Annotated in this window: 23 protein-coding genes; 13 read left to right on the top strand and 10 right to left on the bottom strand. The window is 69.1% G+C overall.

Going from position 1 to position 25,063, the window contains the following annotated elements; genetic code table 11:
* Positions 1-349 precede the first annotated feature (349 nt).
* The 9 genes from ACIBO2_RS35340 (at position 350) to ACIBO2_RS35380 (ending at position 11,445) form a co-directional block, all read left to right on the top strand.
* The gene (locus ACIBO2_RS35340) at positions 350-3,454 is read left to right on the top strand and encodes a DUF4082 domain-containing protein (protein ID WP_397302614.1); all 3,105 of its coding nucleotides are present in this window, start codon (positions 350-352) and stop codon (positions 3,452-3,454) included.
* A gap of 264 nt (positions 3,455-3,718) precedes the next feature.
* Complete coding sequence (locus ACIBO2_RS35345) at positions 3,719-4,258, top strand: dihydrofolate reductase family protein (RefSeq protein ID WP_358557295.1); 540 nt, start codon at positions 3,719-3,721, stop codon at positions 4,256-4,258.
* Between the two features lie 155 nt (positions 4,259-4,413).
* On the top strand, positions 4,414-5,349 hold the full coding sequence (locus tag ACIBO2_RS35350; protein ID WP_358557293.1) for a GNAT family N-acetyltransferase: 936 nt from the start codon (positions 4,414-4,416) through the stop codon (positions 5,347-5,349).
* Positions 5,346-6,056, top strand: coding sequence for a PIG-L deacetylase family protein (locus tag ACIBO2_RS35355; RefSeq protein WP_358557290.1), 711 nt, complete (start codon positions 5,346-5,348; stop codon positions 6,054-6,056). Before ACIBO2_RS35350 ends, ACIBO2_RS35355 begins: the two co-directional genes overlap by 4 nt.
* A complete protein-coding gene (locus tag ACIBO2_RS35360; protein ID WP_358557287.1) occupies positions 6,053-7,663 on the top strand; it encodes an ABC transporter substrate-binding protein in 1,611 nt (536 codons plus the stop codon). The genes ACIBO2_RS35355 and ACIBO2_RS35360 overlap by 4 nt, the downstream gene beginning before the upstream one ends.
* Entirely contained in the window at positions 7,660-8,640 is a 981-nt protein-coding gene (locus ACIBO2_RS35365; protein ID WP_358557284.1) for an ABC transporter permease, read from the top strand. The genes ACIBO2_RS35360 and ACIBO2_RS35365 overlap by 4 nt, the downstream gene beginning before the upstream one ends.
* Entirely contained in the window at positions 8,637-9,464 is an 828-nt protein-coding gene (locus ACIBO2_RS35370) for an ABC transporter permease (RefSeq protein WP_358557282.1), read from the top strand. Before ACIBO2_RS35365 ends, ACIBO2_RS35370 begins: the two co-directional genes overlap by 4 nt.
* Positions 9,461-10,447 carry an ABC transporter ATP-binding protein gene (locus ACIBO2_RS35375; RefSeq protein ID WP_358557279.1) on the top strand — a complete coding sequence of 329 codons (987 nt, stop codon included), beginning with the start codon at positions 9,461-9,463 and terminating at the stop codon, positions 10,445-10,447. Before ACIBO2_RS35370 ends, ACIBO2_RS35375 begins: the two co-directional genes overlap by 4 nt.
* Positions 10,444-11,445, top strand: coding sequence for an ABC transporter ATP-binding protein (locus ACIBO2_RS35380; RefSeq protein WP_397302620.1), 1,002 nt, complete (start codon positions 10,444-10,446; stop codon positions 11,443-11,445). Before ACIBO2_RS35375 ends, ACIBO2_RS35380 begins: the two co-directional genes overlap by 4 nt.
* Positions 11,446-11,461: 16 nt before the next feature.
* Here ACIBO2_RS35380 and ACIBO2_RS35385 read toward each other — a convergent pair whose 3' ends face one another.
* Positions 11,462-12,436: a helix-turn-helix transcriptional regulator gene (locus tag ACIBO2_RS35385; RefSeq protein WP_397302623.1), complete on the bottom strand. Its 975-nt coding sequence runs from the start codon at positions 12,434-12,436 to the stop codon at positions 11,462-11,464.
* 44 nt (positions 12,437-12,480) lie between these two features.
* On the opposite strand from ACIBO2_RS35385, the gene ACIBO2_RS35390 reads away from it, so the two are divergent.
* The gene (locus tag ACIBO2_RS35390; RefSeq protein WP_358557272.1) at positions 12,481-12,933 is read left to right on the top strand and encodes a hypothetical protein; all 453 of its coding nucleotides are present in this window, start codon (positions 12,481-12,483) and stop codon (positions 12,931-12,933) included.
* On the opposite strand, the gene ACIBO2_RS35395 is transcribed toward ACIBO2_RS35390, so the two are convergent.
* From ACIBO2_RS35395 to ACIBO2_RS35430, 8 genes are all read right to left on the bottom strand, one after another.
* Positions 12,920-13,696: a hypothetical protein gene (locus tag ACIBO2_RS35395; protein WP_397302626.1), complete on the bottom strand. Its 777-nt coding sequence runs from the start codon at positions 13,694-13,696 to the stop codon at positions 12,920-12,922. The two genes, ACIBO2_RS35390 and ACIBO2_RS35395, sit on opposite strands and share 14 nt — an antisense overlap.
* A gap of 71 nt (positions 13,697-13,767) precedes the next feature.
* Positions 13,768-14,295 carry a hypothetical protein gene (locus tag ACIBO2_RS35400; protein ID WP_358557266.1) on the bottom strand — a complete coding sequence of 176 codons (528 nt, stop codon included), beginning with the start codon at positions 14,293-14,295 and terminating at the stop codon, positions 13,768-13,770.
* Positions 14,296-14,357: 62 nt separating this feature from the next.
* Positions 14,358-16,154: a Na+/H+ antiporter NhaA gene (gene nhaA, locus ACIBO2_RS35405; RefSeq protein WP_397302629.1), complete on the bottom strand. Its 1,797-nt coding sequence runs from the start codon at positions 16,152-16,154 to the stop codon at positions 14,358-14,360.
* A gap of 175 nt (positions 16,155-16,329) precedes the next feature.
* Entirely contained in the window at positions 16,330-17,295 is a 966-nt protein-coding gene (locus ACIBO2_RS35410) for a hypothetical protein (RefSeq protein WP_397302631.1), read from the bottom strand.
* Positions 17,296-17,460: 165 nt separating this feature from the next.
* Positions 17,461-18,963: a M28 family metallopeptidase gene (locus tag ACIBO2_RS35415; RefSeq protein ID WP_397302634.1), complete on the bottom strand. Its 1,503-nt coding sequence runs from the start codon at positions 18,961-18,963 to the stop codon at positions 17,461-17,463.
* 176 nt (positions 18,964-19,139) lie between these two features.
* Positions 19,140-20,141: a lytic polysaccharide monooxygenase gene (locus ACIBO2_RS35420; RefSeq protein ID WP_397303245.1), complete on the bottom strand. Its 1,002-nt coding sequence runs from the start codon at positions 20,139-20,141 to the stop codon at positions 19,140-19,142.
* A 41-nt stretch (positions 20,142-20,182) separates the two neighbouring features.
* Positions 20,183-21,484, bottom strand: a complete 1,302-nt coding sequence (locus tag ACIBO2_RS35425) for a sensor histidine kinase (protein WP_397302637.1) — start codon at positions 21,482-21,484, stop codon at positions 20,183-20,185.
* A complete protein-coding gene (locus ACIBO2_RS35430; RefSeq protein ID WP_358557248.1) occupies positions 21,481-22,158 on the bottom strand; it encodes a response regulator transcription factor in 678 nt (225 codons plus the stop codon). The genes ACIBO2_RS35425 and ACIBO2_RS35430 overlap by 4 nt, the downstream gene beginning before the upstream one ends.
* A 27-nt stretch (positions 22,159-22,185) precedes the next feature.
* Here ACIBO2_RS35430 and ACIBO2_RS35435 point away from each other — a divergent pair, with 27 nt between their 5' ends.
* Both ACIBO2_RS35435 and ACIBO2_RS35440 read left to right on the top strand, forming a co-directional pair.
* Positions 22,186-22,779 carry a hypothetical protein gene (locus tag ACIBO2_RS35435; RefSeq protein WP_358557245.1) on the top strand — a complete coding sequence of 198 codons (594 nt, stop codon included), beginning with the start codon at positions 22,186-22,188 and terminating at the stop codon, positions 22,777-22,779.
* Between the two features lie 84 nt (positions 22,780-22,863).
* Positions 22,864-23,238 (top strand): hypothetical protein, encoded by a 375-nt coding sequence (locus ACIBO2_RS35440; RefSeq protein WP_358557242.1) that lies wholly within the window; start codon positions 22,864-22,866, stop codon positions 23,236-23,238.
* Between the two features lie 95 nt (positions 23,239-23,333).
* On the opposite strand, the gene tnpA is transcribed toward ACIBO2_RS35440, so the two are convergent.
* Complete coding sequence (gene tnpA / locus ACIBO2_RS35445) at positions 23,334-23,750, bottom strand: IS200/IS605 family transposase (protein ID WP_397302641.1); 417 nt, start codon at positions 23,748-23,750, stop codon at positions 23,334-23,336.
* A 23-nt stretch (positions 23,751-23,773) separates the two neighbouring features.
* On the opposite strand from tnpA, the gene ACIBO2_RS35450 reads away from it, so the two are divergent.
* Positions 23,774-25,039, top strand: coding sequence for an RNA-guided endonuclease InsQ/TnpB family protein (locus ACIBO2_RS35450; protein ID WP_397302644.1), 1,266 nt, complete (start codon positions 23,774-23,776; stop codon positions 25,037-25,039).
* Positions 25,040-25,063 lie beyond the last annotated feature (24 nt).

Here is a 25,063-nt window from a genome sequence, read left to right on the forward strand (position 1 = left end):
TATATCGGCACAGTGGGCCGGACAGGTTCGTGTCTGAAGTCTCCGGCGACCCGTACGGCTGCAACGTCGCCAGGGCGTGGTACGAGGCCTGATTCGACCGAGCTCAGCCCTGGCCGTGTTCCTGTGCGGGGGCGGGTTGCTGGGATTTTCCTCGTTATAAGCGGCGACACGCCCATTTCATAAGAGCTGCTGTCGTATCACCGTCTGCTCCAGGAGCAACCAGTCCGGCCCATAGCATTCCTCACTGAGTCGATGATCTTGACGGCCTGCGCAGCCGTCTTCTGTCCGGCTCTTTCGCGTGGGGTACTGCGACCGGGGGTGGCACATGTCGGAGCGTGAGAAGAAAGCCGTGGGGAGGCGTCGACTGCCCTGGGTTGGGCTGGTCGTCGCCATGGTGGCGGGCCTGGTGTGCGGGCCTGGGGGAGGATCCGGTGCGGAGGCGCGCATAGCCCGTACGGGCGCTGCCCCTGCGGGCGCGGCCTCTGCGGGAACGGACCGTGCGGAACCGGCGCGGAGCGCGTCGGACTTCGCGGCCCGTGTCGCGGAAGGCACCCGCCGGCAGGAGTGGGAAACCCGCTCGGGCGTGCCGGTCGGCGCTCGGAGACCCGCTGTCTGCCCGCCGACCTCCGTCATCTGCATAGAGAACAACAAGCCCGGCAACCCCGCCAGCGAATGGGACATCTCGGGAGCGGGCAGCAGCACCATCCAGGGCTATGCGACGCAGATGAGCGTCAATCACGGGGAGACCGTGCTGTTCAAGGTCGACACCGTGGCGACCGATTACCGCCTCGACATCTACCGCATCGGCTATTACGGCGGAATGGGAGCGCGAAAGATAACGACGGTCCAGCCGTCCGCCCCCCTGCCCCAGTCGCAGCCCCTATGCGCGGAGGACACGTCGACCGGGCTCATCGACTGTGGCAACTGGGCGGTGTCGGCCTCCTGGGCGGTGCCCAGCGACGCCGTCTCGGGGGTCTATATCGCGAAGCTGGTCCGGGAGGACGGAACGACCGGTGCCAGCCACATCATTTTCGTGGTCCGGGACGACACCAGGGGCTCGGACATTCTCGTGCAGACCTCCGACACGACCTGGCAGGCGTACAACCGGTACGGCGGGAACAGCCTCTACTTCGGCAATCCTGTCGGCCGCGCCTACAAGGTGAGTTACAACCGCCCGTTCAAGACGCGCGACCCTTTCTCCATGGACGCTCCGGAGAGCTTCTTCTTCAACGCCGAATACCCCATGGTCCGATGGCTTGAGGCCAACGGATATGACGTGAGCTATTTCAGCGGCGTGGACAGCGCCACCCGCGGTCAGGAATTGCTGGAGCACAAGGCGTTCCTCTCCGTCGGGCATGACGAGTACTGGTCGAACCAGATGCGCAACACCGTGGAGACCGCCCGCGACAGCGGCGTGAACGTGGCCTTCTTCTCCGGCAACGAGATCTTCTGGAAGACCAGATGGGAACCGAGCATCACCGGTGCGCTGACGCCCTTCCGGACGATCGTCTGCTACAAGGAGACGCACGCCAACGCCAAGATCGACCCCAGTCCGGAATGGACCGGGACGTGGCGCGACCCGCGTTTCTCGCCGCCGTCGGACGGAGGCAGGCCGGAGAACCGCGTGAGCGGAACCTTCTTCAGGATCAACGGTACGGTCAACGACGCGATGACCGTTCCGGCGGAGTACGGGCCGCTGCGGTTCTGGCGCAACACGTCCGTGGCAAGCCTGCAACCAGGGCAGACCGCGACGTTCCCGGCGGGAACGCTCGGGTTCGAATGGGATGAGGCCCCGGACAACGACTTCGAGCCGCCGGGGACGGTGCGGCTCGCCCAGACGACGCTGTTCTCGTCCACCAAATACCTGCTCGACTTCGGTAGCACCTACGGTGCCGGGACCGCGACGCACGATCTGACGTTCTCCAAGGCGCCGAGTGGCGCGCTGGTCTTCGGCGCCGGCACGGTCCAGTGGTCGTGGGGCCTGGACAGCGTCCATGACCGGGCGGGCACCCCCACAGATGTCCGGATGAAACAGGCGACGGTCAACCTCCTGGCCGACATGAAAGCCCAGCCGGCCAGCCTCCAACCGGGGCTGGTGCCGGCGACGGCGTCGACCGACACCACCCCTCCGACCTCGGCGATCACGGCTCCGGCCGCCGGCGAGAACGTAAGTCCTGGAACCATCCAGGTCCTGGGAACGGCGGCCGACACCGGCGGAGGCGTGGTGGGCGCCGTGGAGGTGTCGGTCGACGGCGGCGCCACCTGGCGCCAGGCGACTGGCCGAACCACCTGGCAGTACGCATGGACGATCCAAGGCACCGGTGCCAAGACGGTCATGGTGAGGGCGGTCGACGACAGCGGCAACATCCAGTCGCCCGTCACCACGAGGACGGTCAACTCGACCACGGACTGCCCCTGCAGCCTCTGGACGTCTTCCACGGTGCCCTCCGTGCCCGCCGCCGATGACCCGAGCCCGGTCGAAGTCGGGGTGAAGTTCCAGACCTCGACGGCGGGCACCGTCTCGGCGGTCAGGTTCTACAAGGGCTCGGGCAACACCGGCACCCACGTCGGGAGCCTGTGGACCAGCGGCGGCCAGTTGCTGGGGAGGGCGACGTTCACCGGTGAGACGGCGACCGGCTGGCAGCAGGTGAACTTCTCGACCCCGGTCCCGGTGAGCGCCAACACCACCTATGTGGCCTCGTACTTCGCGCCCAACGGCGGATACGCCAGGGACGTCTCGTACTTCTCGAACGCGGTCGTGCGGGGTCCTCTCACCGCCCCGGCCAGCGCGAGCAGCGGCGGCAACGGCGTGTACACCTACTCGGGGAGCAGCATCTTTCCCAACAAAACGTACATGGCGACCAACTACTGGGTGGACGTCGTCCTCAACACTTCCGGCCCTACACCGACGCCGACGCCAACGCCAACGCCCACTCCGACACCCACTCCGACTCCGACGCCGACGAACAGCCTGTGGCCTGACACGTCGGTTCCGGCGACGCCGTCGGCGGACGATCCGACGGCCGTCGCGCTGGGCGTGAAGTTCAGGGCGACGACGAGCGGCAGGATCCTGGGGGTCCGGTTCTACAAGGGAGCGCAGAACACCGGGACCCATACCGGGTACTTGTGGACCAGCGCCGGGGCGCTGCTGGCGTCCGGGACGTTCACCAATGAGACGGCGAGCGGCTGGCAGCGGATGAACTTCGCCACGCCTGTCACGATCTCCGCCAACACCACCTACGTGGTCTCGTACTTCACGACCTCCGGGAACTACGCGGTGGACCGGCAGTATTTCGCCACCCAGTACAACAACGATCCGCTCCTCGCGCTGGCGAGCGGCGCGTCAGGAGGTAACGGCGTGTATCGGTACGGCGCGACGAACGGCTTCCCGACGAAGAGCTACCAGGCCAGCAACTACTGGGTGGACGTGCTGTTCACCGCCGGCACGGGGTAGTCGGCGGGGTAAAGCGCAGGCGGACGCGGGCCGGTGGAACGAGCCGGATGCCGTGGTGGTGGCCAGGGGGCGATCGAATTGGCGCTCCTGGCCACCGCGCCTTCGCGATCTCCGTGCTCGGATCGAGGTCGGGCGCATCGCGGAGATGACCGCCTTCCACGATCCCGGCCTGTTCGCGGCTTTCGGGCTCTCGCCGACGCACCGATGAGTTCTCGGCCCAACCTCAGTCTCATCAAGGGTCAACCGCTTTGATGGAGGTACGTCGTGAGCAAGCTGCTGTATTCGTGCACCATGTCGCTGGACGGGTTCATCGCGGGGGCAGGCGGTGACATGTCCTGGCTGACCGAGCACATCGGCCCCAATCCGCTGGTGGACGACGTCATCGGCAAGATCGGTGCCCTGCTCGTCGGCAACCGCACCTTCCGCGGCGACGATCCGCACAGGGGCACCGACAAGGAGGGCAAGCCGTTCGGCGGCGGATGGACCGGACCGCAGTTCGTGCTCACCCACCACACGCCGGACACGCCGGTGCCGGGTGTCACCTTCGTCGGGGACCTGGACGGCGCCGTCGTCGCCGCCAAGGCCGCCGCGGGCGACAAGTACGTCAACGTCCTCGGCGCCGACACCGCCCGGCAGTGCCTCGAGGCCGGTGTGCTCGACGAGATCCTCGTGTTCATCGCGCCCGTCCTGCTCGGCGACGGGGTCCGGCTGTTCGACCGGCCGGGCGGGGCCGACGTCAAGCTCGAACGCCTGAGCCTGACCAGCGCGCCGCAGGCGACGAACCTCTGGTTCCGCGTCCTCTGACAGGTCGGGTCAAGGTCAACGTTCCATACTTACCGGAGGCGAAAGAAAGTTTCTAGGTCTACGTCATCGGGGAAAATTTTTTCCTGATCCCTCTTGACCTGGCTCTTAATCACTGGGGAGGGTGGGAAGGCAGAGCCCAGGGTGAAAGGACCCCCATGGTCACTGTCCGCGCGTTCGCCTCGGGGGACGAGGTCTCCCTCATAGACGCCTGGAATCAGAGCATGCCAGGCGACCCCACGACCTCCGGCTGGTTCCGTGACTGCGTGCTGCTCGACCCCAACTTCGACCCCGAAGGACTGCGGGTCGCCGTGATCGACGGGCGGGTGGCCGGCTGCGCGTACGCCGTGCGCCGGCTGATCCCGCTGGCCCCGGGCACCGACCTGGAGCCGGAGACGGGCTGGATCCCGTTCTTCTTCGTGGCGCCCGAGCATCGGGGGACCGGGCTCGGCCGGCGGTTGCTCGGCGAGGCGGTCGCCTTCCTCGAAGCCCAGGGCAGGACCAGGATCGACTTCTCCTCCTACACGCCCAACTACGTGCTGCCGGGCGCCGACGCCGCGCTCTACCCCGACGGGTACCGGCTGCTGGAGGGGTTGGGGTTCGAGACGCTCTACTCGCCGGTCGCGATGGACCGCACACTGGTCGGCTACGTGACGCCCGACGAGGTGCACGCGCTGCGGGCCAAGCGGGAGGGCGAGGGGTATGAGTTCCGCAGCCCGCGTGAAGGGGAGTTACCGGAGCTCATCCGGTTCGCGGCCGACGTCTTCAACCCGGACTGGGGCGAGGCGATCAGGCAGCACCGCGACACCAAACGCATGATCATCGCGAAAAAGGCGGAAATAGTCGGGTTCGCGTTATACGGGGCTTATCGGGGACTCCCTGAGAGGTTCGGGCCGTTCGGGGTCGATCCGGGCGAGCGGGGCACCGGGCTCGGCAAGATCCTCCTCCACCTGACCATGACCATGATGCGGGCCGAAGCCCTGCACTCCTCGTGGTTCCTGTGGACGGGCGAGGCCAGCCCGGCCGGTCACCTCTACAGCAGAGCAGGCTACGAGGTGACCAGGCGCTTCCACGTGATGAGGCGGTCGGCGTGACCCATGTGCTCGCCATCGGGGCCCACGCGGGCGACCTGGATCTGACCGCGGGCGCCGTGCTCGCCCAGCACGTCCTGCGCGGCGACCGCGCGACGCTGTTGCACCTCACGCTCGGGGAGCGCGGCCACCCGCGCCTGTCCATCCCCGCGTACGCCGAGCAGAAGCGCGCCGAGGCGGAGGCGTTCGCCGCGGCGATCGGCGCGGGCGTGCGCTTCCTCGACTACGAGGACGGCCTGCTGCCCGAGGACGAGGACGTCAAGATGCGGGTCGGCGACCTGATCAGGGAGCTCCGGCCGGACGTCATCCTCACCCACTGGGCCGAGTCCATCCACAAGGACCACGCCCGCACTCACCGGATCGTCCAGGACGCCCGCTTCTACGGCGGCCTGAAGACGCTCGAGCGCGACCTGCCCGCGTACTGGGCGAGCGAGCTCTACTACGCCGACAACTGGGAGGACGCCGACGGCTACACGCCCGACGTGTTCGTCGACCTGTCCGACGAGGCCTACGAGGTCTGGTCGGCGGCGATCACGGGTTACGCGTACGCCCGAGGCGAGACGTATGGCTTCCCGTACGTGGACTACTACCGCGCGCTGACGATCGTGCGCGGCGCACCAGCCGGATTCCGCCGGGCCCAGGCGTTCGCCGCGCCGAAGGGGGCCCGCGATCTCCGGGCGCGTTATCTCGGAAAGGCGGCACCTCAATGAAACGAAGCCTGGTGGTCACCGCGGCGCTGGCCGTCGCGGTGGCGGGCTGTTCGAGCAGCGGCTCCACGAGCAAGAACACCGCCGGTTCGCCGCCATTAGTCATTCACGCGGTGGACGCGGGCACCTTCCAGGAGGACTTCAACCCGTACCACCTGGAGAACGTGAACTTCGGCACGTCCGGGATGATCTACGAGACGCTGGAGTTCTTCAACAAGCTCAAGCCCGGCGAGGTCACCCCCTGGCTGGCTCTTGAGCACGCGTGGTCCGACGACGGCAAGACGATCACCTTCACCCTGCGTCAGGGGGTGAAGTGGACCGACGGGCAGCCGTTCACCGCCGACGACGTGGCCTTCTCCTTCGATCTGCTCAGTAAGAACGCCCAGCTCAACAGGAGCGCGCTGGAGATCGCGGGCACCAAGGTCCTCGCGCCGGACAAGGTGGAGCTCACCTTCAAGTCCACCTCGTACGCCAAGCTCTACAACATCGCCGGAAACACCCCCATCGTGCCCAAGCACCTCTGGGAGAAGCAGCAGGATCCGGTCACCTTCACCAACCCCAAGCCGGTGGGGACCGGGCCGTACAAGCTGTCGAAGTTCAGCTCGCAGCTCTACGAGATGGAGAAGAACCCGGGCTACTGGCAGCCGGGCAAGCCGGAGGTGCCGACGCTGAAGTTCCCCGCCTACACCGCCAACGCGGTGCAGACGGCGCTTCAGCAGGGGGAGCTCGACTGGGCGGGCGCGTTCGTGCCCGACATCGACAAGATCTACGTCCAGGGCAAGCCGGAGATCAACAAGTTCTTCTTCCCGCCCGAGGGCGTGGTGAACCTGCTGCCCAACCAGGCCAACCCGATCCTGGCCAAGCCCGAGGTCCGGCAGGCCATCAGCCTGGCCGTCGACCGGGACAAGATCGTCCGGGTGGCCGAGCGCGGCTACACCAAGCCGGCGCACCCGACCAGCGTGCCGATGCCGGGCGGCGAGGCCTACCTGCCCGCGGAGTACAAGGACGCGGCCTTCAAGGTGGACGTGGAGAAGGCCAAGGAGCTGCTCAAGGGCGTCGACCCGGCCAAGCTGAGCTTCACCCTGCTGGTGCCCTCGCCGTTCACCGACTGGGTGAACGCCGCCCAGCTCATCAGGGAGGACCTGGCCAAGGTCGGCATCAAGGTGAACACGCGGGGTGTGGCGTTCGCGGACTGGGTGTCCAAGGTCGGCAAGGGTGACTACGACCTGTCGATCCGGGCCACGCCCTCCGGACCCACACCGTACTTCCAGATGCGTTCGATGCTCTACGGCGACCTGGCGCAGCCGGTCGGCAAGCCGGGGACCGGCAACTACGAGCGGTGGAAGGACGCCGAGACCGACAAGCTGATCGACGAGTACGCGGCCACCGAGGACGAGGCCGCGCAGCAGAAGGCCGTCCAAGGGCTGGGCAAGATCATGGTGGAGAAGCTGCCGACGGTGCCGCTGTTCTACAGCCCGGCCTGGTCGCAGTACCGGACGAACAAGTATGTCGGCTGGCCCTCCGAGCAGGATCCGTACGCGATGCCCTCGCCGTACACCTCGCCTGACGCCGCCGTGGTCCTGCTGCACCTGAAGCCGGCGGCCAAGTGAGGTTTCTGGCCAGGCGGCTCGGGTTCTACCTGCTCACGGCCTGGGCCGCCGTCACGCTCAACTTCCTCATCCCCCGGCTCATGCCGGGGGACCCGGTCGAGCTGCTGGTCGCCCGGATGAGGGACAACGTGGACCCCGCCGCCATCGACGCGATGCGGCGGGCCTTCGGGATCAGCGACGCCAGCCTGTGGCAGCAGTATCTGGATTATCTGGGCAATCTCGCTCATGGGGAACTCGGCCGCTCGATCACCTTCTTTCCCACCGAAGTGTCCACCGTCATCGCCGACAGCCTGCCGTGGACGGTCGGGCTGGTCGGCGTGGCCACGCTGATCAGCTACTTCGTCGGCACCTCGCTGGGCGTGCTGATGGCGTGGAAGCGCGGCACCTGGCTCGACGGGGTGCTGCCCGCCGCCACGTTCATGCACGCGGTGCCGTACTTCTGGGTGGCGCTGGCGTTGGTGTTCGTCTTCGGGGTGACGCTCCAGTGGTTTCCGGTCTCCCGGGCGTACGGGCTGGAGGTCGCGCCCGGCTTCACCGGGGAGTTCGCCGCGAGCGTGCTCTACCACGCGACGCTGCCGGCCGTCACGATCGTGGTCGCCTCGATGGCCGACCGGATCCTCGGCATGCGCAACGTCATGGTGACCACCCTCGGCGAGGACTACGTGGTGATGGCCGAGGCCAAGGGGCTGACCAGCCGCCGGGTCATGTGGGCCTACGCGGCCCGCAACGCGATCCTGCCGAACATCACCAGCTTCGCCCTGTCGCTCGGCTTCGTGGTGGGCGGCTCGGTGCTGACCGAGATCGTCTTCTCCTATCCGGGAATCGGGTCGATGCTCCTCAAAGGCGTGGAGAACGAGGACTTTCCGCTCATGCAGGGCATCTTCCTCGTCATCTCGCTGGCCGTGCTCGTCGCCAACTTCCTGGCCGACCTCGCGTACGTGGTCCTCGATCCCCGCACCCGGCAGGAGGCCCAGTGAAGATCAAGATCGGCGTGGGCATCCTCGTCTTCTTCGCGCTGATGGCGCTCGTCGGGCCGCTGCTCATCGGCGCCGACCCGGCCGCCACCAGCGACGACGGCCTGCAGGGCCCCTCGGCCGCGCACTGGCTCGGCACCACACAGACCGGGCAGGACATCCTCACCCAGATCGTGTACGGCGCCCGGATCTCGATGGGCGTCGGCCTGCTGTCGGCGGTGATCGCCACCGTGCTGGCCGTGGCGGTGGGCCTGGTCGGCGGCTACTTCGGCGGCGCGATCGACGAGACGTTCTCGGTGCTGACCAACATCTTCCTGGTGCTGCCCTCGCTGCCGCTGATCATCGTGCTGGCGGGCTACCTGCCGCAGCGCGGCGTCGCCTCGGTCGCCGTGGTGATCGCCGTCACGGGCTGGGCCTGGGGTGCCCGCGTGCTGCGCGCCCAGACCCTGTCGGTACGGCGGCGCGACTTCGTGGCGGCGGCCCGGGCCAGTGGCGAAGGGCCCTTGCGGATCATCTTCTTCGAGATCCTGCCCGTGCTGCTGCCCGTCATCGCCACCAGCTTCCTGGCCACGGTCGTCGGCGCGATCCTGGCCGAGGCCGGGCTGTCCTTCCTCGGCCTGGCCGACCTGTCGACCGTGAGCTGGGGGAGCATGCTGTATTTCGCACAGAACGGGCAGGCGCTGCTCATCGGGGCCTGGTGGTGGTTCATCCCGCCGGGGCTGTGCATCGCGCTGATCGGCACCGGGCTGGCGCTGGTCAACTTCGGCATCGACGAGATCGCCAACCCCCGTCTACGGACGATCAAGGTCCGGAAGGCCCGCGCATGAACGTCCTGGAGATCCGCGACCTCAGCGTGGACTACCAGTCGGGCAGCGGCGCCGTGCACGCCGTCTCCGACGTCTCGCTCGACCTGCGCCGGGGCGAGATCCTCGGCCTGGCGGGCGAGAGCGGCAGCGGCAAGTCGACGCTGGCCAACGCCGTCGCCCGGCTGCTGCGCCCACCGGCGGCGATCACCTCCGGCTCCGTCGTCTACCACCGCAGGGACGACGAGCCGGTCGACGTGCTCGGACTCGGTCGTGGCGAGCTGCGCGCCTTCCGCTGGAAGGAGCTGGCGGTCGTCTTCCAAAGCGCCATGAACGCGCTCAACCCGGTCAGCACGATCGGCGACCAGATCGACGACGTACTCCGCGTCCACGCCCCGCGCATGTCACGCAAGGAGCGCGTCGAGCGGACGGTCGAGCTGCTGCAACGCGTCGGCATCAGCGCCGACCGGCGGCGCGGCTACCCGCACGAGCTGTCGGGCGGCATGCGCCAGCGGGCCGCGATCGCCATCGCGCTGGCGCTCAACCCCGAGATCATCATCATGGACGAGCCGACCACCGCGCTCGACGTGGTCGTCCAGCGGGAGATCCTCCACGAGATCAGGACGCTGCGGGAGGAGTACGGCTTCGCGGTCGTGTTCATCACGCACGATCTGTCCCTGCTCATGGAGATCTCCGACCGGATCGCCATCATGTACGCGGGCCGGGTGGTGGAGACGGGCTCGGCCAAGGCGCTGCACAAGTCGCCCAGCCATCCGTACACGCTGGGCCTGTTGCGCTCGTTCCCCCGGCTGCACGGGCCGCGCGAGGAACTGCTCGGCATCCCGGGCACCCCGCCGGACCTGCGCTCACTGCCACCTGGCTGCGCCTTCCATCCGCGCTGCCGGTTCGCCATGGACACGTGCTCGGTGCGGCGGCCCGAGCTGGTCCCGGGCACGGAAGGGCAGGTCGCGTGCCTGCTGAACGACGACAAGGGGGTGCGCCAGTGAGCGGCGAGATCGTCCTGGAGGGCCGGAACCTCACCAAGCACTTCACCGCGGCCCGCGGCCCGCGGGGCCGGTTCGGGAAGCGGCCCCCGGTGCGCGCGGTCGAGGATGTCTCCCTGGCGCTGCGCGCCGGAACGGTGACCGCGCTGGTCGGCGAGAGCGGCTGCGGCAAGAGCACGGTGGCCCGGCTGCTCGCCCAGGTGTACCCGGCGACCTCGGGTGAGGTGCTGTTGCGCGGCGAGCGGGTGAAGGCGCATCGCGGGGCGGCGTTCCGCGACTACCGGCGGCAGGTGCAGCTGATCTTCCAGGACCCGTTCGCGTCGCTGAACCCGTTCCACCGGGTCCGCTACCACTTGGCGCGGCCGCTGCGCATTCACGGACATGTCCGCTCGCCCGCGCACGAACAGGAGCAGGTCGCCGAGCTGCTCGAACGCGTCAGCCTCACACCGGTCGATCAGTTCATGGACAAGCTGCCGCACGAGCTGTCGGGCGGGCAGCGGCAGCGGGTGGCGATCGCCCGCGCGCTGGCCGTGCGGCCCATCGCGCTCATCGCCGACGAGCCGGTGTCGATGCTCGACGTGTCGATCCGGCTCGGCGTGCTGCGGCTGCTGGAGAAACTGGCCGACGAGAGCGGGCTGGCGCTCCTGTACATCACGCACGACATCGCCAGCGCGCGTTACTTCGCCGAGGACATCACGGTGATGTACGCCGGGCGGCTCATCGAGAGCGGTGACGGTGAGACGCTCACCCAGTCGCCCGCCCATCCCTACACGAACCTGCTGCTGGAGTCGGCGCCCGACCCCGACCGGGTGACGGCACCGGAGGCGACGCGCCACGGCGAGCCACCCAGCCTGATCGAGCCGCCGAGCGGATGCCGCTTCCATCCGCGCTGCCCGGTGGCGCTGCCGGTCTGCTCGGAGCGGGTGCCCGGCCGTACCGAGGTGGGCGAGGGGCACTGGACGCACTGCTGGCAGGCCGAGGAGACAGCGCTCACGCGGTGAGCTCACGCGGGTCGGCTCACCCGTTGTAGCGGCGGGTCAGTTCCTCGGCCGTGGTGGCGACGCGGTCGCGGAGCTCGGCGGGAGCGAGGACCTCGACGTCCGTGCCGAGCCGCAGGAACTCACCCGCCGCGTGCTCGATCGACTCGATCGGGACCGTCACCTGGGTCCAGCCCTCGCCGTCCGGCGGCTGCGCGCTCTCCTTCGCCGCCGCCGCCACACCGGGTGTCATGAGGTTGGCCAGCAGCCGCATCCCCTGCGGCGACAGCCGGATCACCGCCTCGCCCCACCGCAGCCGGGCCTCGAACTCGGCCAGGTACGCCTGCCAGTAGGCGGTCAGGTCGAAGTCGTCGGGCCGGGTGAAGCGCTCGGGCAGCGCGTGCAGGCCGAGGATCTGTGACACCCGGTAGGTACGCACCTGCTCACCGGCCCGCGCCACTAGATACCAGCGTCCGGCCTTGACCACCAGCCCGTACGGCTCCAGCCGCCGCTCGACCTCCTGCGGCGCCTTCCAGCGGCGGTATCTGACCTCCAGGACGCGCTCGTTCCACACGGCGTCGGCCACGGCCGGCAGGTGCGCCACCGGCTGCGCGTCGCGGTACCAGGTCGGGGCGTCCAGGTGGAAGCGCTCCTGGATCCGCCCGGCCCGGTCGCGCAGCTCGACGGGCAGCGCGGCCATCAGCTTGAGCTGCGCGGCCGTCACCACGGCGGCCAATCCCAGCTCGGCCGCGGGACCCGGCAGCCCGGCGAGGAACAACGACTCCGCCTCGTCCGTGGTCAGCCCGGTGAGCCGGGTGCGATAGCCGTCGAGGAGCTGGTAGCCGCCTTTCGGCCCGGCGTCGCCGTACAGCGGGATGCCCGCGGTGTGCAGCGACTCGACGTCGCGGTAGATCGTCCGTACGGAGACCTCGAGCCGCTCGGCCAGCTCTTGAGCCGTCATGCGGCCGCGCGTCTGCAGCAGCAGGAGGAGGGAGACCAGCCGGGAGGCGCGCATTCACTGACACTACCTGTCAGTGACCCTGCTCTACGTTCGTCCGCATGAACGACTTCGACTTCTTCGCCGGCTCCTGGAATGTCACCCACCGCAGGCTCGTCAAGCCCCTGACGGGCAGTGACGAGTGGGACGAGTTCCCCGGCACCAGTGTGGCCAGTCGCCACTTCGACGGCGCGGCGAGCTTCGACGAGATCAAGTGCCCGGCCAGGGGCTTCACCGGGCTGACCATCCGGATCTTCAACCCCGCGACGGAGCAGTGGTCCATCTATTGGGCGAGTACCTCAAGGGGCACGCTCGACCCGACGCCCATGGTCGGCGCCTTCGACGGTGACCGGGGCGAGTTCTACGGCGAGGAACAGCACGACGGCGCGCCGGTGCGCTGCCGGTTCATCTGGACCGTGCGCGGCCCGGACTCCTGCCGGTGGGAGCAGGCATTCTCGGCGGATGGCGGGCAGACCTGGGAGACCAACTGGACCATGGACTTCACGCGGGTGTGACGCTGTCGAGCACCCCGTCGAGGGCCCGGCGGGCGGCGTCGCCGTCGGGCACCGTGCTGCCGTATACGTAGGAGAGGCCGCCATCGGCGGTGTGCACCGCCACGATGCGGACATAAGCCGGATCCTTGGTAGCGCTCTTGAACACCACCCGGAACGACGCCGTGGCCGCCGGCTGGCCGCCGACCTCCAGCGCCCGGGTGCGCAGACCGTCCCGGCTGCCCAGGTCGGGCAGGAACCGCCGGGCCGTGTCCAGCGCCACGGCGTCGGCCCTGGCCTGCAACTGCTCGGACGTGGCGGCGCCGCCGATGCCGCCCTGCTGCTGCGGGAAGGCGACCACGACCGCGCCGCCCGCGGCGATGCCCGAGGTGTAGGACGGCCGGTCGGCCTTCGTCCAGCCCTCCGGGATGAGGTAGGACACCTGGGCCTTGGTGTCGGTGACCCGCGCGGGGCCCGATTTGACGGACGATTGCGAGCCCGGTTTGACGGGTGGCTCGACGGTGCTCCGGGCCCACAGGAGGGCGACCACGGCGACGGCGACCACCAGGACCGCGATCCCGCCGACCAGAATCACCCACCACCAGCCCGACTTCGGTGGCTTGGCCTCGTATTGGGGGACGTCGGGGAGCATGTCGGGGGTGTAGGGCAGGCGCTGCGTGTAAGGCGTCAGGCCGGGTTCCTGGCGGGGTGGCTCAGGTTGCGGCCAGCGGTGCCTGATGGTCCGGTTGGGGTCGGGGCCGGGCTGATCCGGCTGCTCTGGAGTCATGATCCCCTCGGACGCGGCGCAGAGAGCTTTTATCCAGACATTGTCACATTCCTTGGCGATCGGGCGGCTGGTTAGCCTTGCGGGTTCTGCCAGCCGGGCCGCTCGGGGTCCTGCCAGCCCGGCTGCGGGGCCGAGGGCGGCTGCGGCGGGGACTGCGGCTGCCACTCGGGCGGCGCCTGGGACTGGCGCTGCCACTCGGGCTGCTGGGGCTGGGGTTGCTGGGGCTGCGGCCAGCCGTGCGGCTGCTGGGGTTGCGGCCAGCCCGGCGTCTGCTGCGGCTGGGCCGGGGTGCGGCGGGCGGCCACGGCCCAGATCAGCAAGCCCACGCCGACTGCGGTGATGAGCGTGGCGATCGTCTCTATCGCGACCATCACCATGTTGTAGGAGTTGATGCCGACCGCGCGGATCAGGCTCGCCGCCGAGGCGACGCGCACGATGCTGAAGAGCTCGCCGAACAGGAGCACGAGACAGCCGAACATCCCCAAGGTGGCCGCCCGGCCGCGCTCCGCCTTCGCCTTGGCCGTCAGCACGACACCCACGATCAGCAGGCTGATCATCAGCAGCCTGAGGATGTAGTAGAGCAGATTGGCAAATGACATATGTCCCCGTCTTTCGGCTCCGGTACGCACGCATTTCACACGATCTGTGTCGAGACGCGACCTTACGGGGATTGACGCGCGCTTTCCACCGCCCGGGTGATCGAACGGAGATCCAGATCGCCCTGATAGCGGACGCCGTTCAGGAACAGCGTGGGCGTCCCGCGGACGCCGCTCGCGCGGCCCGACTCCTCGTCCCGGTCGACCCGCGCGGCCTGCGCGGGCACGTCGGGCCACGGCTCGACGTCCAGTTCGGCGGCGTAGCGGGCCAGGTCGGTGTCGGTCAGGAAGCGCTGGTTGTCGAAGAGGGTGTCGTGCATCTCCCAGAACCGGCCCTCCATCGCCGCGGCCTCGGCGACCACCGCGGCGGGAAAGGCCCGAGGATGTATGGTGCGCAGCGGGAAGTGCCTGAACACCAGGCGCACGTCGGCGGACTTCCGCAGCAACTCGCTCAGGACCGGATGGAGAGCTCCGCAGTAGGGGCACTCGAAGTCGCCGTACTCCACGATCGTCACCCGTGCGTCCGCCGGCCCCCGTACGTGGTCGTCGGGTCCCACGGGCTCGGTCAGCAGCACGGGGAGCTCCTCCTCCGGCTCGGCGTCGGGAGGCGCGCACACCCCGCCCCGGTCCCAGGCGATCCGGAAGATCGCCCCGCCCATCAGCGCCGCCAGCAGCGACCCGGCCAGGATGCCGATCTTCGCCTGGCTCTGCACCGCCGGGTCGTCGAAGGCCAGGTCCACGATGAACAGCGCCACCGTGAACCCGATGCCGGACACCGCCGCGCCACCCAGCAACTGCCCCCAGACCAGGTTGCCGGGCAGGATCCCCCAGCCGGACTTCAGCGGCAGCCAGGTGCCCAGCGAGATGCCGACGAACTTCCCCAGCAGCAGCCCGGCCGCCACCCCGATCGTGATGGGCGAGGTCAAGGCCGTGCGCAGCGTCTCGGCGTCGAGCCGGACACCCGCGTTGGCCAGCGCGAAGATCGGCACGATCACATAGCTGCTCCAGGGGTGCAGCAGGAGTTGCAGCCGCTCGTTGACGGACACGGCCCGCCGCAGCGTGCGCGCCGCCACCCTGGCCGCCTCGGGGCTCGGGTCGCTGGTGAACTCGTGTACGGCCTCGTCGGCGCGGAGCAACTTGCGGTCGCTGGGCGCGTACACGAACACCAGGATGCCCAGCGCGATGCCGATCAGCGTCGGATGCACGCCGCTCTCCAGCGTGGCCACCCACAGGGCGAACCCGAGCACGATGTACGCGGGCGCCCGCCAGATCCTCAGCCACCGCAGCGTCATGATCGCCGCCAGCAGCGCCGCCGCGACCACCAGGGCGATGACGTCCAGGCTCTCGGTGTAGAAGAGCGCGATGATGATGATCGCCAGCACGTCGTCGACGATCGCCAGCGTCAGCAGGAACACCCGCAACGGCTCCGGGCACCGCGCACCCACGATGGCGAGCATGCCGAGCACGAACGCGGTGTCGGTGGCGATCGGCACTCCCCATCCACCGGCCGCGGGCCCACCCGCGTTCAGCGCCAGATAGACACCGGCGGGCACCATCATCCCGCCCAGTGCCGCGAGCGCCGGCACCGCGATCAGCCGCCGATCCCGCAACTGGCCGAGCCGCGCCTCGTAGGAGATCTCCAGGCCGATGACGAAGAAGAAGATGGTCATGAGGCCGTCGTTGACCCAGTGGCGCAGGTCGAGCTCGAACGTGGCGCTGCCGAACGACAGGCCCATGTTGGTGTGCCAGAAGGATTCGTACCTGCCGCCCCAGGGGGAGTTGGCCCACAGCAGGGCAAGCAGGGTGGCCGCCAGCAGCACGCTGGTGCTGCCGGTCTCGGTCTTGAAGAACGCCCGCAACATGTCAGACCCCCGGCGTCCGATGATAGGCGGCCCGCGGGGTGAGACCGAAGATGGGCGGCGACGTTCGCCTCGCATCGGCCGCCCCACCGCGCTTCAGGGGTGGAGCGGCTGGTCGGAGCACTTCCGGGGTGGTGAGGGGGCTGCTCGGGACAGGAGCTGCGCCGCTACCGGATGCTCACGAGTTCGGGGTGGGCGTGGGGGTCGGGGTCGGGGTCGGGGTCGGGGTCGGGGTCGGGGTCTCGGAGATTGTCGGGGTCGGGTCGATGGTCGGAGTATCTGTGAGGGTCTCGGGTGGGGTCACGGTTTCGGTGGGCGTGGGGCAGGCGGTCGGGGTCCGCCAGGTCGGCGGGTTCATCCACGGCTGCTTCGACTGCCACCAGCCGTGGCCGCGCCAGAAGTTCTTGGTGGGCCTGGACAGGTCGAAGACGTAAGCGGCTGTCGCCGTCGCCGTCGTTGTTGGTGCGGTCGTCTCGGTGGGCGCCAATGTCGCCGTGACCGTGGGCGTCACGGTCGGCGTCTCGGCGGGCGTTTCGGTGGGCGTTTGGGCCGGTGTCTCTGTTGGGGTCTCGGTCGGTGTTTCGGTCGGTGTCTCTGTGGGCGTCTCGGTGGGCGTCTCTGTGGGTGGCGTTGTGCCCGTGTCGTCATTTGCGGTGGCGGTCACCGATACCCAGTCGCCCTCCTTGACCTTGCTGGTCCCACGGCGTCCCGCGATCGTGCGGGTGGACTCGCTGATCGCGTACACCTTCTCGAAGCCGTCCTGGCTCTTCACGGTGATGGAGTCCTCGGCGACAGCGGTCGCCTGCCCGGTCTGGGCGAGCAGCGTGACGACGCCGCAACCGTCCTTGGACGCCACAGCGAACTCGCCGTGCATCGCGCCGACGAAGCCCCAAGGGCTGATGGGCGGCAACTCGGTCGCGGTTGGGGTTTCGGTGGGGGTCTCGGTCGGTGTCTCGCTGATGGTCGGCGTGGGGGTCGGCGTCTCCGTCGGCGTTCCCGACGCCGCGGCGGCCACTCCGATCCCGCTCGTCGCCACCATGGCGATGGTCGCGGCAACGATCAGCGGCCGTGGGACGCGCCTGCGCGGCTCGTCCGGTCCGATCGACTGGTCCTCGTTTGGGTGGTCAGAACGCGTTGGCGTCACTATGTCCTCCAGCTGAGTTGCTCCGATTCAATCCCGGCGGGTCTAAAACGGGAGTAAGCCGGACGACAGCCACATGTGCCCCGCAGTGCACGGCCGACACCCTTCAGCCTTCCGAACAGCAATGAGCCCAGGCCCCGCGCGGCCCGGGCTCATTGGGTCATTCGACTACCGGGTGATCTTGACGTCGTCCACGCCCGCCTCGACCAGGCTGGCCCCTGACGCGTCGGCGGCCTCGATCACGATGCGGACGCTCTGCCCGGCGAAGGCGGAGACGTCGGCGGCGGCCGTACTCCAGGCCGCGTCGCGGTTGCTCGCGGCCCCCAGTTGCTGGAACACCGTGCTGGAAGTGTTTCCCACCACCCTGACGCGGAAGAAGTCGGCGCTGGAGGCGTTGCTGCCGTGCGCGAGATACCACGACAGCGACAGCCGGAGCGTCCCGCCGGTCGGCAGCGTGATCGCCGGCGACTGGATCGAGGTGGTGCCGCCGTCCAGATCGTTCTCGCCCGCACTGGCCCCGGCCAGTCTGCCGGTTACCAGGTCGTTCGTGCCGCTCACCGTGGTGCCGAGCTGCTTGGTGCCGCTGGAGGTCGTCGCCTCCGGGTCGCCGCGCTCCCACTGGCCGGTGGTCGCGGTGTCGGTGCCGCCGGCGTTGGTGACCCAGCCGTTGGCGGTCTCGAAGGTGTCCGACCAGACGGTCACGGGCGGTGTCGCGGTGGCGATCGTCCAGACGGAGTAGGCGATGGCGTCGGCGTTGCGGTCGAGAGCGGTGTCGTTGATGTTGGCGGTCGTGTCGCAGGAGCGGTGGTAGCAGGCGTCGAACGCCTGGCCCGCCGTACCGCCCCACAGCTGCGCCTGCGCGCTCGACTTGATCCCCTCAGCGCCGGTGAACGTGCCGCCCGCCGCGATGCCGACGGCGATGAACGGGCCGTAGTCGGAGCGGCCGTCGAAGTCGGTGCCGCGGGTCGGGACACCGATGGAGGAGAAGTACGCCGCCAGGGTCTGTTCCAGCTGCGCCGATCCGGCCGGGCCAGGACCGGAGCCGGTGCCGTCGGAGTTGTCGCCGTCATAGAGGAAGTAGCCGGGGTTGGGGGAGCCGACCATGTCGAAGTTCAGGTACGCCTTGATCTTGGTACGTTCGGCGGCCGGCAGGTTGTTCACGTAGAACTGCGAGCCGCGCAGCCCCAGCTCCTCGGCGCCCCACCAGGCGAAACGCAGGTGCTTCGTGGGCTGCAGCGCCTGGCGCGAGACCTCCAGCGCGACCTCCAGGATCGACGCCGAGCCCGAGCCGTTGTCGTTGATGCCGGGTCCGGCGGTGACGCTGTCGAGGTGGGAGCCGATCATGAGGATGTCGTTGGGGTCGCCGCCCGGCCAGTCGGCGATCACGTTGTAGCCGGTGGCGCCGTTGTAGGTGAACGACTGCAGCGTCGTGGTGTATCCGGCGGCGTCGAGCTGGCCCTTCACATAGTTGGCTGAGGCCAGGTAGCCGGGCCGGCCGTGCGCGCGGGTGCCGCCGTTGTTGTTGGCGATCGTCTGTAGCTGCGCCAGGTGGGCCTTGACGTTGGTGAGGGAGATGTTCGGCGGTGCCGCCGCGACGGCTGCCTGGGTGGGCGCGCTGAGCGCCAGGGGTAAGGCCAGCGCGAGAGCACCTAATGCTGCGAGGAGCTTCATCGGGGTCCTCCGTGGGGGGTGGACAGAGGTCAGGTTGCTAGATCCCGTTCTGGGATGTTCGGCAGGCGCGGACAGCCCCGTAAACAGCCGCGCTGCCTGAACGTAACTAGCGGACTTGATCCTGAGAAGACCCATTTGTCACAGAAGTTCACATGGGGATGGCCAGGGGGCGAGCCTCAGGCCCGTACGGAAACGACCGTGCGGGCCTGGCCGCCGTTCCGGCAGTAGACGATCACCGGGTACCTGCCCGCTTGGGCGGCCCTGAACGACGGCGTCCAGGCGGCGGTCGACGCCGGAGCGAACGCCTGGCGCGGGCTGAAGGCGCCGGAGGCCACGCCGCGTACCTTGGACCCGCCGCACACCGCCGTGACCGTCACCTGCCCGCCCACCCGGACCGAGGCGGGGCTGACCCCGGCTCCCGCGTTGATCGCCGACAGGGCGATGCCGCCGGGCTGCTGCGCCGGCGGAGCGCTGGTCGGCTGCGTGGTGGGCTTGCTGGTCGGGGCAGCGGTGGGGGCGGTGGTCGGCGCGGTGGTCGGGGTGGTCGTGCCGCCGCCGAAGGTCACGTCCGAGCAGGAGTAGAACGCCTCCGGGCTGTCGCTGCGCTGCCAGATGGAGTAGATCAGGTGGCGGCCCTGCTTGGCGGGCAGCTTGCCCTGAAGGTTGTAGGCGCCGTCCGTCAGCGCGGGATCCCGCTGGGTGAGGAACGGCTTCGACTCCAGGTCCGACCACTTGAGCGGCTTCGACGGGTCATAGCCGTCCTTGGTGACATACAGCTCGAAGGAGCCCTTGTGCGGAGCGGTCGACCGGTAGCGGAAGGTGAACGCGGCGCCGCTCGACATGCTGGTGGCGGGCCAGTCGGCGCGTGCCTGGTCGAAGCCGCGGTACTTGTCGCGGCCCGCGCTGCACAGCTTGCCGTCCGGGATGAGCTCGCGGTGCCTGCCCGCGGCGTTCGCCAGGTTGACCTCGTTCCAGTCGTAGAGCGGCTGGGTGCCGCCGAGTTCCACGGCCTTCTTGCAGGCGGCGGACTTGGGGCTCTCCGGGTTCTCGTTGTAGCAGACCAGGGTCCGGCTGGGCGGGTTGTTCATGGTGCCGTGGGCGTCGGCGACACCGGTCAGGACGAGCAGTGTGGCGGCGGTCAGGGTGGCGGCGGCGAGCGCCTTGCGCTTGATCTGCATGTAGATCACGTTGAAGCATGAAAAGGGGCGAAAAATGCTCTTTAAACCGCTCTTAAGGTTGACTTAGGTGCCTTTTCAGTGCGGCGGATCCAGACCTGGACCTGCGCGCCGCCCAGCGACGAGCGGTCCAGCCGGAGTGACCCGCCGGACGACTCCGCCAGGCGGCGGGCGATGTCCAGGCCGAGCCCGGTCGAGCCGGCGCCGCTGGTGCCCCGCTCCAGCGCCGCCTCCGGGTCCGCGATGCCGGGACCGGCGTCGGAGATCAGGATGCCGACCGTGTCCTTGCCCTCGTGCAAGGACACGCTGAACGCGGTGCCCTCGGCCGTGTGCCGGAACACGTTGCCCAGCAGCGCGTCGACCGCCGCCGTCAGCTCGGTCGCGGGCACCGGCACGCGTACCGGCAGCGTCGCGCCCATGAGCTGCCACGGCCGCTGCTGGTCCTCCGCCAGCGCCGACCAGAACGTCAGCCGGTCGCGCAGCACCTCCGCCGCGTCGCAGACCCGGTCGGCGCGTGACGGCCGCCTGGCCGCGGAGATGATCGTGTCCACCTCGCCCTCCAGCCGGGCCAGCGCCTGCCTGCTCGGCTCGGCCTGCGTGCCGAGCTGGTCGAGGCTGAGCCGGAGCGCGGTGAGCGGCGTACGCAGGCGGTGTGACAGGTCGGCGGCCAGTTCGCGTTCGGCGGCGAGCAGGTGGGTGACCCGGTTGGCCATCGCGTTGAACGCCGTGGCCGCCGCGACCAGCTCCGGCGGCCCCTCCGGATAGATGCGCTCGCTCAGGTCGCCCGCGCCCAGCGCGGTGGCCGCCGAACCGAGCCGGCGGGCCGAGCGGACCACGCGCGCGCCCAGCCGGTCGCCGACGAGCACCGAGCCGAGCACGAGCACCACGGCCACACCGGTCAGCACCGCCCACGATGTGCCGACTCCCCGGTTCAGGTCATCGGCGGGCACGAAGACCTCGATCACCGCGCCCCGGTCACCGTCCAGCGCGACCGGCCGGAGCAGCACCTGGCCAGTCGGCAGCTCGACGGTGTCGGCCCTGGTCTGCGCCGCCGCCCGCGCCACGTCGGCGGCCGGGGCGCGGGAGGCGCCCGTGGTCGGGCCGCCGTTGACGTGGATGGCCAGCAGGCCGCGCCGGCCCGCCTCGGTACGCGCCATCGCGTGGGCGAGGTCGTCTGTCTTGGTGGTCAGGGCCAGCACCGGGACCAGCGCCGACGCCTGGCGTTCGGCGCCGGAGACCGCCCGGCTCTGCGCCGTCTCCTTGACGATCAGGGCGAGTGGCACCAGGAAGGCCAGCGCCACCATCGAGGTGACGGCGACCATCAGCACGGCCAGCGCGCGTCTCATCGGGGCGCGGACAGCATGAAGCCGACACCCCGGACGGTATGCAGGTAGCGGGGGTTCGAGGCGCTTTCACCGAGCTTGCGGCGTAACCAGGACAGGTGCACGTCGATGGTCTGGTCGTCCCCGTACGCCTGGTGCCAGACCTCGGTCAGCAACTCCTTGCGGGTGACGACCCGGTCGGCCCGCGTGGCGAGGTAGGCGAGCAGGTCGAACTCGCGCCTGGTCAGCGTGAGCGGCCCAGCGTCCAGCGCGGCCGTTCGCCGGTTGACGTCGACCACCAGCCCGCCGACGCGCAGCACCTGTGGCGGCGGCGCGGACCTGGCCCGGCGCAGTACGGCGTCCAGCCGGGCACCCAGATGGTCACCCGAGAACGGCTTGACCAGGTAGTCGTCGGCTCCCGCTTCCAGCAGCCTGACGATCTCGGCCTCGTCGTCGCGGGCCGTGGCCACGATGACCGGCACGTCGGAGATGCCGCGCACCATCTTCAGCGCCTCCGAGCCGTCGAGGTCGGGCAGGCCGAGGTCGAGGATGACGGCGTCCGGCGGGCTCTGCGAGATCTCCCGGAGCGCGTCCAGGGCGCAGCCCGCGCTGCGCACCGCGTGCTGCCGGCCGGCCAGCTCGCGGATGATCGCCGATCGGACGAATTCATCGTCTTCGACTACAAGAACCGTCGCCATGCGCACCAACCGTCCATAATTCGTCCCATGCGTCGAGCCCTTGGATACATCGTGGTCTGGTGTGGAGCCACCGTGATCGCGGTCTCAGTGTCGTGGTTCGGCGTGCGCGGTGTCTTGCGTACCGAGTTCGTGGACGATGTCCAGGTTGAGCCGTTCCTGGCGCAGGCGGTCGCGGACGGCGACCGTACGCCCAGCCAGGCGCCCGCTCCCGCCAAGACGCCCACTCCCACCAGGACGCCCACTCCGACGAAGGCGGCCGCTCCCACGAAGACGGCCGCTCCCACGAAGACGGCCACTCCCATGAAGGCGGCCACCCCCACGAAGGCGCCCACCCCTACCAGGACGGCGGCTTCCACCAAACCGGCGGTGCGGAAGACGCAGGCGACCGCACCCACCAGCAGCCCGAAAGACCTGCGGGTGGTGTCGGTGAAGGGCGGCGAGGTGGCGTTCACGCTGGGCCCCGACGGCTGCCGCCTGGTGTCGGCCACTCCCAGGAGCGGCTACTCCACCAAGGTCGCCAGGAACACCGGCTGGATCAGGGTGGACCTGGTCAAGGGCGAGCACGGCTCGGGGGTGTGGTGCATCAGCGGCGAGCAGCGCACCGACACCTGGGAGTACTGATGCGCTCACGTACTACGGACGGAGTAGCCGAGCCATAGCCGTACAGCCGATTCCCAGCGCCGCCCAAGGTGCGAACGTGACGGCATGGACGCACTGCGGAAAGCGCTGGGAGCCCTCTCGGCGGCCTACGCGCTGATCTTCTTCTGCGCGGCGCTGCTGCACACCGGGCTCCCGCTCGGCCCGCTGCGCGAGCCGGTGATCGTGCCGGCGACGATCGTGGAGACGCTCTGCGGCCTGGCCATGCTCGTCGGCGCCCGCGGTGCGCTGAGCCGCCGGCCGTGGGCGTGGGACGGTTTGTTCCACACCCACGCGGGCGCGCTGGCCGGGGTGCTGATGGGGATACTCGCGATGGCGTTCGGCGCGGGCGAGACGACTACGCTGAACACCTGGTATCACCGCGTGATGGCGACCCTGCTGATCGCGGGCCTGGCCGGCGCCGGTTACCGGGTTCGTCGGTAGTGCTCCGGGCTTCAGACCGGGGGTGAAGCCGACTGGCCCGTGTAGCGGGGAGAGAACAGCCGGTTCGCCGCCGGGTGGGCCGGTGTCCCTTCGGTTCAGATTGGTCGGTTCTGCTGCTCGATGTACTGGTGCACGGTCGACAAGGGTGCACCGCCGACGGAGCCGGCGAAGTAGGAGCCCGACCACAGCTTGGTGGCCCGGTAGTAGTGGGCGGACAGGTCGGGGAACTCTTGCCGCATCCGCCGGGAGGAGACGCCCTTGAGGCTGTTGACCAGCTTCGACGGGGCGATCTTGGGTGGGAAGTTCACCAGGAGGTGGACGTGGTCGTGGCCGCCGTTGAACTCTCGGAGTTCGGTTTCGAAGTCGGCGCATACGTCCCTCATGATCTCTTCCATGCGGGTCAGGTGGGTGTCGGTGAATACCTTATGCCGCAATTTCGTGACGAAAACCAAATGGGCGTGGAGCAGGAAAATACAGTGCCTGCCTGCCCGGATATCACTGTGCTCGGCCATAACCCAACCGTAGAATCAAGGCCGTGCAGCTGCGTTACTCCTTCCGCCTGGACCCCACCCCCGGCCAGTGCATCGCGCTGGCGCGGGCGTTCGGGTGTGCGCGGGTGGTGTACAACGACGCGGTTGCGCTGCGCCGCCACGCCCACGCCGAAGGGCTGCCGTTCATCATCGATGGCGAGCTGTCCAAGCAGGTCATCACCCAGGCCAAACAACGTCCCGATCGGGCATGGCTGGGTGAGGTGTCGGCGGTGGTGCTCCAGCAGGCCCTGGCCGACGCCTGCGTGGCCTACCGCAACTTCTTCGCCAGTGTGAGCGGCAAGCGCAAGGGGCCGAAGATGGCGCCGCCTCGGTTCCGGTCTCGACGGGACAGCCGGCAGGCGATCCGGTTCACCAGGAACGCCCGGTTCACGATCACGGCAGGCGGGAAGCTGTCCCTGCCGAAAATCGGCGACATCGCGGTGCGCTGGTCCCGCCGTCTGCCGTCCGATCCGTCGAGCGTGACGGTGATCAAGGATGCGGCGGGCCGGTACTTCGCCTCGTTCGTGGTCGTCGTCGCCGAACGGCCGTTGCCTCGCATCGAGGCTGAGACCGGTATCGATCTGGGGTTGTCGCATTTCGCGGTGCTGGCCGATGGCCGGAAGGTCGACTCGCCCCGGTTTCTGCGCCGGGCGGAGAAGAAACTCAAGCGCCTTCAGAAGGTGCTGTCGCGTAAGGAGAAGGGGTCGGCGAACCGGGTCAAGGCCCGGATGAAGGTCGCCAAGCAGCATGCGAAGGTCGCTGATGCGCGCCGGGAGTTCCACCATCAGACCTCTATGCGGATAGTTCGCGAGAACCAAGCGATCTATGTGGAGGATCTGGCGGTCAAGGGACTGGCCCGCACGCGGCTGGCCAAGAGCGTGCACGATGCGGGCTGGTCGGCGTTCGTGGGCATGCTGGAGTACAAGGCGAAACTCTACGGTCGCACCTTCGCCCGGATTGACCGTTTCCATCCTTCCTCCAAGCTCTGCTCGGCGTGCGGAACCCTGGCGCAGGTGATGCCGCTGAGCGTGCGGGAGTGGGTGTGCGCCTGTGGCGTGAGCCATGACCGGGATGTGAATGCCGCGATCAACATCTTGGCCGCCGGGAGGCGGCAGGTCGCCGCTGGACGGAAACCCGACCCTGAGATGGGCGGGAAGCGGAGACCCCAAACGCCTGTGGAGGCAGGTAAGACCCCACGCCCAGCGCGCAAGCGCCAGGCACAGGGCACGGCCGAAGAAGCAGGAAGCCACCGAAATGCCAATGCGGCATAGGCGGAATCCTCAGGATCCATCCCG

It is taken from the genome of Nonomuraea sp. NPDC050022, assembly GCF_044460705.1.
GTDB lineage: Bacteria > Actinomycetota > Actinomycetes > Streptosporangiales > Streptosporangiaceae > Nonomuraea.